This is a genomic window from Nonomuraea rhizosphaerae (assembly GCF_019396405.1).
GTDB lineage: Bacteria > Actinomycetota > Actinomycetes > Streptosporangiales > Streptosporangiaceae > Nonomuraea > Nonomuraea rhizosphaerae.
Genome location: NZ_JAHKRL010000504.1, coordinates 1 through 11,389 on the forward strand (window position 1 = coordinate 1; position 11,389 = coordinate 11,389).

An 11,389-nucleotide genomic window follows, 5' to 3' on the forward strand; every position below is an offset into this window, starting at 1 on the left:
CGCCCCCCCACGTCGGGCGCGGCCAGGACCACCTGGTGGCCCGCCGCCGCGGCCCGCCGCTCCAGCGGCGAGCCCGGGTCGGTGACCACCACGATCCGCCCGGCCGGGCCGATGCCCGCCTCGGCGAACAGCCGCTCGTAGACGCGCAGATGGCTGTCGGTCTCGGCCGTCTCGCCGCTCTTGCTCGCGACGACCACGACCGTGGCCGCCAGGTCCTCCTCCAGCGCCCGGCGCACCTGGCCGGGATCGGAGGTGTCCAGGACGGTCAGCGGCACGTCGGCGGTGGCGCAGATCACCTCCGCGGCCAGCGACGAGCCGCCCATCCCGGCCAGCACCACGTTGGTCAGGCCCTCGGCCCGCGCCCGGTCGGCCAGCTTGCCGAGCTCGGGCAGCAGCTCGCGCGACGCGCCGGGCAGCCGCAGCCAGCCCAGCCGGGCCGCCGCCACCTCCCGGGCGTCCGCACCCCACAGCGTGGGGTCGCCGGAGGCGAGCCGCGCGGGCACGCCCTCGGCGACGAGCCGCCCCGCGGCGGAGGAGGCGGCCTCGGCCACCCCCTCCTCGCGGTACGAGACGTCCATCAAGGGACCAGGTTCTTGCTGACGCTCTCCAGCAGCTCGCCCCAGGAGGCCTCGAACTTCTGCACGCCCTCCTCCTCCAGGACCCGCACGACGTCGTCGTAGTCGACGCCCGCCTCCTTGAGCGCGGCCATGACGTTCCAGGCGTCCTGGTAGAACGGCCGCACCGTGTCACCGGTGACGTCGGCCTGGGCCGCGGCGGCGTCGATCGTCTTCTCCGGCATCGTGTTGACCGTGCCGGGGGCCACGAGCTGGTCGACGTACAGGGTGGGGGAGTAGTCGGGGTTCTTGACCCCGGTCGAGGCCCACAGCGGGCGCTGCGGCCGGGCGCCGGCGGCGCGCAGGGCCTGCCAGCGCTCGGAGTTCATGACCTCCTCGAACGCGGCGTAGGCCAGGCGCGCGTTGGCGACGCCCGCCTTGCCCTTCAGCTCCGGCTTGCCGAGCTGGTCGAGGCGCTTGTCGATCTCGGTGTCGACGCGGCTGACGAAGAACGAGGCCACCGACTCGATCGTGGCCAGGTTCAGGCCCTTGGCCTTGGCGGCCTCCAGGCCGGCCAGCCAGGCGTCCATGACCGCGCGGTAGCGCTCCAGCGAGAAGATCAGCGTGACGTTGACGCTGATGCCCTCGGCCAGCGCCTGCGTGATGGCGGGAATGCCCTCCATCGTCGCCGGGATCTTGATGAACAGGTTGGGCCGGTCCACCATCCACCACAGCGCCCGCGCCTCGGCCACGGTCTTCTCGCAGTCGCGCGCCAGCCTGGGGTCGACCTCCAGGGAGACGCGGCCGTCGACGCCGGCGGTGCCGTCGTAGACCGGGCGCAGCACGTCGGCGGCCCAGCGGATGTCGTAGGTGGTGATGGCGCGCACGGCCTCGCCGATGTCGACGCCGCGGATGGCGAGGTCGTGCATCTGCTGGTCGTAGGCGTCGCCCTTGCTGAGCGCGCTGGCGAAGATGGTCGGGTTGGAGGTGACGCCGACCACGTTCTTCTCGCGGATCAGCTGCTCCAGGTTGCCCGTGCGCAGCCGCTCACGGCTGATGTCGTCCAGCCAGATGGACACGCCCTGGCCGGACAGCTTGTTGAGATTGTCGCTCATTCTCTCTAGTTTCCCGTCGTCTCGCCCTTGTCGTGGCCCAGCTTGGCCAGGCTCGCCTTGGCCGCCGCGGCCACTCGCTCCGCCGTCAGACCGAATTGCTCGTACAGGGTCTTATACGGAGCAGAGGCGCCGAAGTGTTCGAGGCTGACGATTTCGCCCCCCTCACCGACGAACTCCCGCCAGCCGAGGGCGACGCCCGCCTCGACCGCGACCCGGGCCCTGATCGCTGACGGCAGAACGGTCTGCCGATACGCAGTGTCCTGCCCGTTGAACCACTCGACACACGGCATCGACACCACTCGTGTGGGGATGCCCTGGGCCTCCAGGAGCTCGCGGCCGTTGACGGCCAGCTCCACCTCGCTGCCGGTGGCGATGATGATGACGTGCGGCTGGCCGTCGGAGGCGTCCTGGAGCACGTAGCCGCCCCTGGCCACGCCCTCGGCGCTGGTGCCCTCGAAGACCGGCACGTTCTGCCTGGTCAGGGCAAGCGCGGCGGGCCTGTCGGTGTGCTCCAGGATCGTCTTCCACGCGTACGCGGTCTCGTTCGGGTCGCCGGGGCGCACCACGTCGAGGCCGGGGATCGCGCGCAGCGCCCACAGGTGCTCGATCGGCTGGTGGGTCGGGCCGTCCTCGCCCAGGCCGATGGAGTCGTGCGTCCACACGTACGTGACCGGCAGCTTCATCAGCGCGGCCAGGCGCACCGAGGGGCGCATGTAGTCGGAGAAGACCAGGAACGTGCCGCCGTACGGGCGGGTGCCGCCGTGCAGCGCGATGCCGTTGAGTATGGCGCCCATGCCGTGCTCGCGGATGCCGAAGTGCAGCGTGCGGCCGTAGCGGTTACCCGGGAAGTCCTTGGTCTGGTACTCCTCCGGGATGAAGGACGGCTCGCCCTTCATCGTGGTGAGGTTGGACTCGGCCAGGTCGGCCGAGCCGCCCCACAGCTCGGGCAGCACCGGCGCCAGCGCGCTCAGCACCTCGCCGGAGGCCTTGCGGGTGGCCATCGCCTTGTCGAACGACGGCAGCGCCTGCGCCCATCCGGCGGGCAGCTCGCGGCGGGAGACGCGGTCGAGCTCGGCGGCGCGGCCGGCGTCGGCCTCGCGCCAGGCGGCGTAGCCCTTCTCCCACTCGGCGTGCGCCTCGCGGCCCCTGGCCGCCAGCTTGCGCGTGTGCTCCAGCACGTCGGCGGGCACGTCGAAGCTCTTGTCCGGGTCCATGCCCAGCACCCGCTTGGTGGCGGCGACCTCGTCGGCGCCGAGCGCGGAGCCGTGGATCTTGCCGGTGTTCTGCTTGTTCGGGGCGGGCCAGCCGATGATCGTGCGCAGCCGGATGAACGAGGGCCGGTCGGTGTCGGCGCGGGCCTGCTTGATCGCCTCCCAGAGGGCCGGGACGTCCTCCTTGTACTCGCCGCTCTCCGTCCAGTCGACGCTCAGCGTCTGCCAGCCGTACGCCGCGTAGCGGGCGAGCACGTCCTCGGACTTCGCGATCAGCGTGTCGTCCTCGATGGAGATGTGGTTGTCGTCGTAGATGACGATCAGGTTGCCCAGCTTCTGGTGACCGGCGATCGCGCTGACCTCATGGCTGACGCCCTCCTCGACGTCGCCGTCGCTGACCATGCACCAGATGTGGTGGTCGAACGGCGAGGTGCCCGGCTCGGCGTCCGGGTCGAACAGGCCGCGCTCGCGGCGGGCGGCCATCGCCATGCCGACGGCGTTGCCCAGGCCCTGGCCGAGCGGGCCGGTGGTGGTCTCGACGCCGGCGGTGTGCCCGTGCTCGGGGTGGCCGGGGGTGAGGCTGTCCCACTGGCGCAGCCTCTTGAGGTCGTCCAGGTTGAGTCCGTACCCGGACAGGTAGAGCTGGATGTACAGGGTGAGGCTGGAGTGGCCGCAGGACAGGACGAAACGGTCACGCCCGAGCCAGGTGGGATCCGTCGGATCGTTGCGCATCGCGTGCTGGAACAGCAGGTACGCGGCGGGAGCCAGGCTCATGGCGGTGCCGGGGTGACCCGAGCCCGCCTCTTCGACTGCGTCCATCGCCAGGGCTCGAACGACGTCGACGGCTTTCTTGTCGAGGTCTGTCCACTCGAGTGCTGGCACGAGTTCGGTGCTCAAGTGCTCGGTCTCCGGAATCTAGTTGTCTGTGGTGGCCGGTCGGCGTAACCCGCTCACACCGGACCCTAACTGAGTGGGGTCGGCGATCGATTCCCATTCCACCTCGTGCGTGTCCCCCCATTGGCCGGACCGGCCGCCCCTGCGACTACAGTTTGTTTGTCCGCAGGGACCACCAAGCGTCCAATCATGGGACACCGCTCCAATCAGAGGTTACGCGTTGACTCCGCACGTGCTGGAAGCGCCTTGACGGTGCTGACGAACAGGCAGGCGACAGCCCCGGCCCCCGCGCCCGGGCAGCCGCGGACGATCGGCATGGTCGTCAAGGCCTACATCGCGCTCACCAAGCCGCGGATCATCGAGCTGCTGCTGATCACGACGCTGCCGGTGATGTTCCTGGCCGCCGGCGGCCTGCCGCCGCTGTGGACCTCCGTCTGCGTCATGGTGTTCGGCACCCTGTCGGCGGGCAGCGCCAACGCGCTCAACTGCTACGTCGACCGCGACATCGACCAGAAGATGCGCCGTACGCGGCGCCGGCCCCTCGCCCGCCACCAGGTCTCGCCCACGGGGGCGCTGATCTTCGGGATCGTGCTGGGCGTGCTGTCCACCGTGGGGCTGTGGCTGACCACCAACTGGCTGGCCGCCGTGCTGTCCACCGGGGCGATCCTGTTCTACGTCCTGGTCTACTCGATGATCCTCAAGCGGCGCACCGCCCAGAACATCGTGTGGGGCGGCATCGCGGGCTGCATGCCGGTGCTGATCGGCTGGGCCGGGATCACCGAGCGGCTCGACTGGGCGCCGCTGGTGCTGTTCGGGGTGGTGTTCTTCTGGACGCCGCCGCACACCTGGACGCTGGCCATGCGCTACAAGGAGGACTACGCGGCGGCCAAGGTGCCGATGCTGCCGGTGGTGGCCACCGAGCGGCGGGTGATCCTGGAGTCGATCGCGTACACGTGGGCGACCGTGCTGTGCTCGCTGGCGCTGTGGCCGGTGGCGGGGACGACGCTGTTCTACCCGGTGGTGGCCGCCGTGCTGGGCGCCATGTGCCTGTGGGAGGTGCACCGCCTGCTGGCCCGGCTCAACTCCGGCAGGACGGGTGTCGACCTGCGGCCGATGCGCTTCTTCCACTGGTCCAACGCCTATCTGGCGCTGCTGTTCCTCGCGGTCGCCATCGACCCGCTGTTGAGCTGAGGCTTACCTAAGTTTAGGCCCGCCGCCCATTGCGGCGGGTTTTGTCCTGTCTCTATCATGAACATATGAACAGCTCTTCAGATGTTGTGGCCGGGCTCGACAGCTGTGTCGTGCTGGAGCCCGACGCCGGGCGGGTCGCCGCCACCCGGGACCGCCTGGTCACCCCGGACGAGGCCACGCGCCTGGCCGAGCTGTTCCGCCTGCTCGGCGACCCGACCCGCGCCCGGCTGCTGTACGCGCTGCTGGAGGCGGGGGAGCTGTGCGTCTGCGACCTGGCCGACGCGGTCGAGGTGACCGACACGGCCGTCTCCCACGCGCTGCGCCTGCTGCGCACGGCGGGCATCGTGGCCAGCCGCCGGGCGGGCCGCATGATCTACTACCGGCTCGCCGACGCGCACGTGCGGATGCTGCTGGACCTCAGCCGTGAGCACCTGAAGGAGGAACGCTGATGGGGCATGGGCACGGTCATGGACATGGGCACGGTCTCGGGCAGGGTCCCGCGGCCGGTGCTGACAAGCGTTACCTCGTGGGCGCGCTCGCCCTCATCGTCGGCTACATGGCCGTCGAGGTCGTCGCCGGGCTGGTCGCCAACTCGATCGCGCTGATCTCCGACGCCGCCCACATGCTCACCGACGCCAGCGCGATCGGGCTGGCGCTGGTGGCGATGCGGTTCGCGGCCCGGCCGGCGCGGGGCGCGTACACGTTCGGGTGGAAGCGCGCCGAGATCCTGTCGGCGCAGGTCAACGGCATTACGTTGCTGCTGCTGGTGGCGTACTTCGGCTATGAGGGCGTGCGCAGGCTGGTGGACCCGCCCGCGGTGGACGGGCCGGTGGTGCTGGTCACGGCCGTGGCCGGGATCGCGGTCAACGCGCTGGCGGCGTGGCTGCTGTCCAGGGCCGACCGGCGCAGCCTCAACGTCGAGGGCGCCTTCCAGCACGTGCTCAACGACATGTACGCCTTCATCGCCACGGCCGTGTCCGGCGTGGTGGTCTGGCTGACCGGCTTCCGGCAGGCCGACACGATCGCCGCCCTGGTGGTGGCCGCGCTCATGCTGAAGGCGGGCTGGGGGCTGCTGCGCGACTCGGCCAGGGTGCTGCTCCAGGCCGCGCCGAGCGACCTCGACCCCGACGAGATCGGCCGGCTGCTGGCCGCCGAGCCCGATGTGGTGGAGGTGCACGACCTGCATGTCTGGACGGTGACGAGTGGCTATCCGACGCTCTCGGCGCACGTGATCGTCGGGCGCGGCTCCGACTGCCACCGGGTGCGGACACGGCTGGCCGGTCTGCTGCATGAACGCTTCTCCATCGGGCACACGACACTGCAGGTGGACCATGGCCTCAAGGAGCGTGAGGAGCATTGTGAGGACCCGCACGGGCCACGCCATCTCGGCAGGACAGCGCCTTTTTGATCCGTTACAGTCACCGTATGGCGACCCGTGATCCACGCTGGGTGTTGAAGGACCGCCCGTCGTTCGCGTTGATCATCGGGCTGATCGTCACCGGCGTCTGCGCGCTGGTGTCGTTCGCCTTCGACGTCCTCAACGGGGAGCCCGTCCAGTTCGTCATCTCGCTGGCCCTGGCGCTGGCCCCGGTGCCGCTGCTGCTGGCCGCCGTCCTGGCCCTGGACCGCATGGAGCCCGAGCCGCTGAGCAACCTGGTCTTCGCCTTCGCGTGGGGCGCGGGCGTGGCGGTGCTGGTCGCGGGCGTGGTCAACTCGCTCAACCTGCGCTACATCATCGACACCGTCAACCTGAGCGCGGCCAGCGCGCGCAACGTCGCCGCCACGTTCGGCGCGCCGGTGGTGGAGGAGTCGATGAAAGGGCTGGTGCTGCTGGGGCTGCTGAGGTTCCGCAGGGCCGAGTTCGACGGGCCGACCGACGGCATCATCTACGCCAGCATGGTCGGCCTGGGCTTCGCGATGAGCGAGAACGTCAGCTACTACGTGGCCGCCCTCAACTCCGACCAGGGCGGCATCGGGCTGGCCGCCACGGTGGTGCTGCGGGGAGTGCTGTCGCCGTTCGCGCACCCGCTGTTCTCCTCGATGATCGGGATCGCGGTGGCCTACGCCGCCCAGCGCAAGGGCTCGGACCGGGTCTCGGCGGTGATGGCGGGCTGGGCCGGGGCGATGATCCTGCACGGCTTGTGGAACGGTCTGGTGTCGTACGGGGGGCTGCGCGGGCTGGTCATCGCCTACCTGGTGCTGCTGGCGGTGCTGGTGGCGCTGATCGTGGTGGTGGTGCGGGACCGGCGGCGGATCGTGGCGCTGATCCAGCGGTACCTGCCGCCGTACGAGCCGACCAAGCTGGTCAACCGGGCGGACGTGTACATGCTGTCGGCGCTGTCGCGGCGCCGGCAGGCCCGGCAGTGGGCCAAGGCGCACGGCGGCAAACGCGGGCTGCGCGCGATGAGCGACTACCAGCTCGCCGCGACCGAGCTGGGCCTGCTGCACGAGCGGGCCGCCCGGCACATGGTCGACGAGGACGCCTTCCACGAGGAGCAGCGGGCGCTGCTGGAGTGCATGAGCGTGGCCAGGGCCGACTTCCCGCTGTCGGAGGCCCACCTGAAGGCGGCGGCCAAGGGCACCCCGCCGCCCGGTTACGCGCCGGGCGCGCCGGGCTAGCGCTGCCCGGCCAGGATCGTGCGCAGCGCGGTCTCGCGCGGGCCGGGGAAGACCGGGTCCGACTTCAGCACCAGCGCGTCCGCGAACGCCTTGCCCGTGGCGAACACCTCCCTGGCCGACGACGCGTACGTCGTGACCGCCCACCGCTTGGCGGAGTCGTCGCCCACCCCGAACGTCGCCAGCCCCGCCGTACGGCACAGCGCCACGGCCCTGGGCAGGTGGAACAGCTGCGTGACCACGGTGACCCGCTCGGCCCCCCACACGTCGCGGGCCCGCACGCAGGAGTCCCACGTGTCGAACCCGGCGTAGTCCAGCACCATCACCCGGCCGGGCACGCCCTTGGCCAGCAGGTAGTCGCGCATGGCCGTCGGCTCGTCGTACTCCTTGCGGCTGTTGTCGCCCGACAGCAGCAGCGCCTTGACCTTCCCGGCGTGGTAGAGCTGGGCCGAGACGTCCAGGCGCCTGGCCAGCATGGGGGAGGGCCGGCCGCCGAGCAGGCCCGCGCCCAGCACGAGCGCCGCCTGCGACTCGGGCACCCGGGCCAGCCAGCCGTCGGTGTCGGCGATCACGCTGTGCCCGGAGCTGCCCGTCAGCGCCCACGTGACCGGCGTCAGCACGAGCACGCTGACCAGCGCCAGCCCCTGGTAGAGCCGCCGCAGCGTCCTACGTGAGGGTCGGCGTGTCCTGAGTGAGAGTCGGCCCACTGACGGTTACCCCTGCCTCCACGGTCGGCCGCGCGGCCGGGGCCGCTGCCGGGCCGCAGGTGCGCAGCGAGGTGACCGCCCTGAGCGCGGCGATCCAGACCAGAGTAGAGCCGAGGACGTGCACCCCGACGAGGAAGGCGGGCACGGCCAGGAAGTACTGGGTGTAGCCGATCACGCCCTGTGCCAGCTCGACCACGACCAGCGCCAGCGCGGCCCGGCGGGCGGGCCGCGGCGAGCCGGTGACGTGCAGCGCGAACAGCAGCGCGAACGACAGTCCGACCACGACGTACACGACGTCGGCGTGCAGCCGCGCCACGCTCTCGATGTCGAGGTCGAACCGGGAGGCCAGCGCGTCGCCCGAGTGCGGCCCGGTGCCCGTAACCAGGACCCCGGCCAGCAGCAGCACGCCGACCGCAGCCACCAGCACCCAGCCCAGCCGGCGGATGTCGCGGTGCACCAGCGCGCGCGGCGGCCCGTCGCCCTCGCCCGCGCGGGCGTACAGCATCCAGCAGGCCGCCACCAGCGCGATCGAGGCCAGGAAGTGCACGCTGACCGTGAACGGGTTGAGCATCGTCCTGACGACCAGGCCGCCCCACAGCGCCTGGAAGACGATGCCCGCGGGCTGCAGCAGCGCCAGCCACAGCAGCGAGCGGCGGCGCGGGGCCATCCGCATCGCCGACACCACGCACGCGAACCCCACCGCCAGCACCAGGAACGTCACCAGCCGGTTGCCGAACTCCACGGCCATGTTGACCGGCGAGATCTCCGGGTGCGCGATCGGCACGAAGCTGTCGGGCGTGCACTTCGGCCAGGTCGGGCAGCCGAGCCCGGAGCCGGTGACGCGCACGGCCGCGCCGCTCACGGTGATGCCCGCGTTGACGACCACACTGGCCAGCGCCCAGCCCCGCATGGAGGCGGTCGTCGGCGCCCAGAAGGAGAACAGGCGCCGCACGAGAGAGCGGGGATGGTCCGTGGGTAGCTTCACGCCATCGATGGTACGGGCCGGGGGCACCGGTCCTTCCACCGGGAACGTGCTTCTCAAGGGCATAGGTATGTGACATATTACAGATCCGGGAGGTGAAATGTCCGATGTGATCGTCGTCGGCGCCGGGGTGGTGGGCGCCGCGTGCGCCTACTACGCGGCGCGGGCGGGGCTCGACGTGACCGTGGTGGACCGCGGGCCCGTGGCCGGCGGCACGACGGGCGCGGGCGAGGGCAACATCCTCGTGTCGGACAAGGAGCCGGGGCCCGAGCTGGAGCTGGCGGTGCTGTCCACCAAGTTGTGGGAGGACCTGTCCGGGCTCGGCGGCTTCGAGTACGAGCGCAAGGGCGGGCTGGTCGTCGCCGAGACCGACGAGATCCAGCGGCGGCTGGCCGAGCTGGCGGGCAAGCAGGGCGTCGAGCACACGGTCGTCCCGGCCGCGGAGCTGCGGTCGTACGAGCCGCACCTGGCCGAGAACCTGGCCGGCGGCGTGCACTACCCGCAGGACGCCCAGGTGCAGCCCATGCTGGCCGCCGCGCGGCTGCTCAGGCACGGCGCCGAGAGCTACGGGCACGGAACCCTGCACGTGCGGACCGGCGTCACCGTGACTGGTTTCACCCGCTCCGGCGACCGGGTGACGGGCGTGCGCACCGACCAGGGGGACATCCTCGGCGGCGCCGTCGTCAACGCGGCCGGGACGTGGGGCGGCGAGATCGCCGCGCTCGCCGGCGTGGAGCTGCCGGTGCTGCCCCGGCGCGGGTTCATCCTGGTCACCGAGCCGCTGAACGGGCCGCATGACGGGGCGCCGGGCGAGCCGCTGATCCGGCACAAGGTGTACACCGCCGCGTACGTCACCAACGTCGCCAGCGACTCCGCGGACCTGGAGACCTCGGCCGTGGTCGAGGGCACGCCCTCGGGGACCGTGCTGATCGGGGCCAGCAGGGAGCGGGTCGGGTTCGACCGGACGACGTCGCTCCGGGTGCTGGCGCGGCTGGCGGGCCAGGCGGTGGCGCTGTTCCCGGCGCTGGCGGAGGTGCGGGTGATCAGGTCGTACTGCGGGTTCCGGCCGTACTGCCCGGACCACCTGCCCGTCATCGGGGAGGATCCGCGGGCGCCGGGGCTGTACCACGCGTGCGGGCACGAAGGGGCGGGGATCGGGCTCGCGCCCGCGACCGGGCTCGTGCTGTCGCAGCTGCTCGCCGGGCGGCGTCCCGAGCTGGACCTCACCCCGTTCCGGCCGGACCGCTTCGCCCTCGACGGTGCCGCCCTCGACCGTGCCGCCCTCGACGGTCTCGGAGAGGAGCCCGTGTGAGCAGTTTCCAGATCACGATCGACGGCCGTCCCGTGCCGGTCGAGCAGGGGCAGACGATCGGCGCGGCCCTGCACGCCGCCGGGGTGCGCGCCTGGCGCACCACCCGCTTCGGCGGGCGGCCGCGCGGGCTGTTCTGCGGGATCGGCGTCTGCTTCGACTGCCTGGTCACCGTGAACGGCCGGCCGCCGGAACGCGCCTGCCTGCTGGAGGCGCGCCCTGGGGACGAGGTGACGACCGCGTGAACCCCGGCGACGGCATGAACGCCCATGACGCTGTGAACGGCACTTACGACCTGGTAGTGATCGGCGGCGGGCCCGCCGGGGTGGCGGGCGCGCTCACGGCGGCGCTGCACGGGCTGCGGGTCGCGCTGCTCGATTCGGGCATCCGCCTGGGCGGCCAGTACTTCCGCCACGCGGCGGAGCCCACGGCGGGCGGCGCGGCGGGCGACACAGCGGGCGGCGCGGCGGGTGGCACTCCGCGTGACACGGCGGGTGGGACGCCGGGGCTGCGGCGGTTCCTGCGCCAGGCCGGCGCGTTGCGGGAGCGGGCCGACGTGCTGCTCGGGCACCAGGTGTGGAGCGTCACCCGCGACGGCGGCCACCTCGCCGCCCACTGCCGCACCCCCGGCGGGCGGGTGGCCACGGTCCGCTGCCGCGACGTGCTGATCGCCACCGGCGCCCACGACCGGTCGCTGCCGTTCCCCGGCTGGGACCTGCCCGGCGTCCTCACCGCCGGCGGCGCGCAGGCGCTGCTCAAGGGCGACGGCGTCGTCGCCGGCGGGCGGGTGGTGGGGGGGGGCACCGGGCC

At 72.0% G+C, this 11,389-nt stretch carries 11 protein-coding genes and 1 pseudogene; 7 read left to right on the forward strand and 5 right to left on the reverse strand.

Going from position 1 to position 11,389, the window contains the following annotated elements; genetic code table 11:
* The 3 genes and pseudogenes from KME77_RS26325 to tkt form a co-directional block, all read right to left on the reverse strand.
* A pseudogene (locus tag KME77_RS26325) lies at window positions 1-578 on the reverse strand (glucose-6-phosphate isomerase); the annotation flags it as partial.
* Entirely contained in the window at window positions 578-1,669 is a 1,092-nt protein-coding gene (gene tal, locus KME77_RS26330; protein WP_219471631.1) for a transaldolase, read from the reverse strand. The gene tal and the pseudogene KME77_RS26325, both read right to left, overlap by 1 nt.
* Window positions 1,670-1,674: 5 nt before the next feature.
* A complete protein-coding gene (gene tkt, locus KME77_RS26335; RefSeq protein WP_219471632.1) occupies window positions 1,675-3,777 on the reverse strand; it encodes a transketolase in 2,103 nt (700 codons plus the stop codon).
* Between the two features lie 243 nt (window positions 3,778-4,020).
* On the opposite strand from tkt, the gene KME77_RS26340 reads away from it, so the two are divergent.
* The 4 genes from KME77_RS26340 to KME77_RS26355 all read left to right on the forward strand — a co-directional run bounded on the left by KME77_RS26340 (window position 4,021) and on the right by KME77_RS26355 (window position 7,584).
* Entirely contained in the window at window positions 4,021-4,965 is a 945-nt protein-coding gene (locus KME77_RS26340; protein WP_219471633.1) for a heme o synthase, read from the forward strand.
* A 65-nt stretch (window positions 4,966-5,030) separates the two neighbouring features.
* Complete coding sequence (locus tag KME77_RS26345) at window positions 5,031-5,414, forward strand: ArsR/SmtB family transcription factor (protein ID WP_219471634.1); 384 nt, start codon at window positions 5,031-5,033, stop codon at window positions 5,412-5,414.
* Window positions 5,414-6,373, forward strand: a complete 960-nt coding sequence (locus tag KME77_RS26350) for a cation diffusion facilitator family transporter (protein ID WP_219471635.1) — start codon at window positions 5,414-5,416, stop codon at window positions 6,371-6,373. Before KME77_RS26345 ends, KME77_RS26350 begins: the two co-directional genes overlap by 1 nt.
* Before the next feature lie 17 nt (window positions 6,374-6,390).
* Entirely contained in the window at window positions 6,391-7,584 is a 1,194-nt protein-coding gene (locus KME77_RS26355; protein WP_219471636.1) for a PrsW family intramembrane metalloprotease, read from the forward strand.
* Here KME77_RS26355 and KME77_RS26360 read toward each other — a convergent pair.
* Both KME77_RS26360 and KME77_RS26365 read right to left on the reverse strand, forming a co-directional pair.
* Complete coding sequence (locus KME77_RS26360) at window positions 7,581-8,288, reverse strand: SanA/YdcF family protein (RefSeq protein ID WP_308250909.1); 708 nt, start codon at window positions 8,286-8,288, stop codon at window positions 7,581-7,583. The genes KME77_RS26355 and KME77_RS26360 overlap by 4 nt on opposite strands.
* A complete protein-coding gene (locus KME77_RS26365) occupies window positions 8,248-9,273 on the reverse strand; it encodes a COX15/CtaA family protein (RefSeq protein ID WP_308250910.1) in 1,026 nt (341 codons plus the stop codon). Before KME77_RS26365 ends, KME77_RS26360 begins: the two co-directional genes overlap by 41 nt.
* 97 nt (window positions 9,274-9,370) lie before the next feature.
* Here KME77_RS26365 and KME77_RS26370 point away from each other — a divergent pair, with 97 nt between their 5' ends.
* The 3 genes from KME77_RS26370 to KME77_RS26380 form a co-directional block, all read left to right on the forward strand.
* Complete coding sequence (locus KME77_RS26370) at window positions 9,371-10,582, forward strand: NAD(P)/FAD-dependent oxidoreductase (RefSeq protein WP_219471638.1); 1,212 nt, start codon at window positions 9,371-9,373, stop codon at window positions 10,580-10,582.
* Window positions 10,579-10,824, forward strand: a complete 246-nt coding sequence (locus KME77_RS26375; RefSeq protein ID WP_219471639.1) for a (2Fe-2S)-binding protein — start codon at window positions 10,579-10,581, stop codon at window positions 10,822-10,824. The genes KME77_RS26370 and KME77_RS26375 overlap by 4 nt, the downstream gene beginning before the upstream one ends.
* Window positions 10,821-11,389 (forward strand): FAD-dependent oxidoreductase (locus KME77_RS26380; RefSeq protein WP_219471640.1); only part of this gene is annotated, 569 nt, incomplete at its 3' end. The genes KME77_RS26375 and KME77_RS26380, both read left to right, overlap by 4 nt.

What these genes read in the sequence shown, in the direction of transcription:
- tal (WP_219471631.1), bottom strand. Translation starts at nt 1,669, where the DNA reads ATGAGCGACAATCTCAACAAGCTGTCCGGCCAGGGCGTGTCCATCTGG.
- KME77_RS26345 (WP_219471634.1), top strand. Translation starts at nt 5,031, where the DNA reads ATGAACAGCTCTTCAGATGTTGTGGCCGGGCTCGACAGCTGTGTCGTG.
- KME77_RS26350 (WP_219471635.1), top strand. Translation starts at nt 5,414, where the DNA reads ATGGGGCATGGGCACGGTCATGGACATGGGCACGGTCTCGGGCAGGGT.
- KME77_RS26355 (WP_219471636.1), top strand. Translation starts at nt 6,391, where the DNA reads ATGGCGACCCGTGATCCACGCTGGGTGTTGAAGGACCGCCCGTCGTTC.
- KME77_RS26370 (WP_219471638.1), top strand. Translation starts at nt 9,371, where the DNA reads ATGTCCGATGTGATCGTCGTCGGCGCCGGGGTGGTGGGCGCCGCGTGC.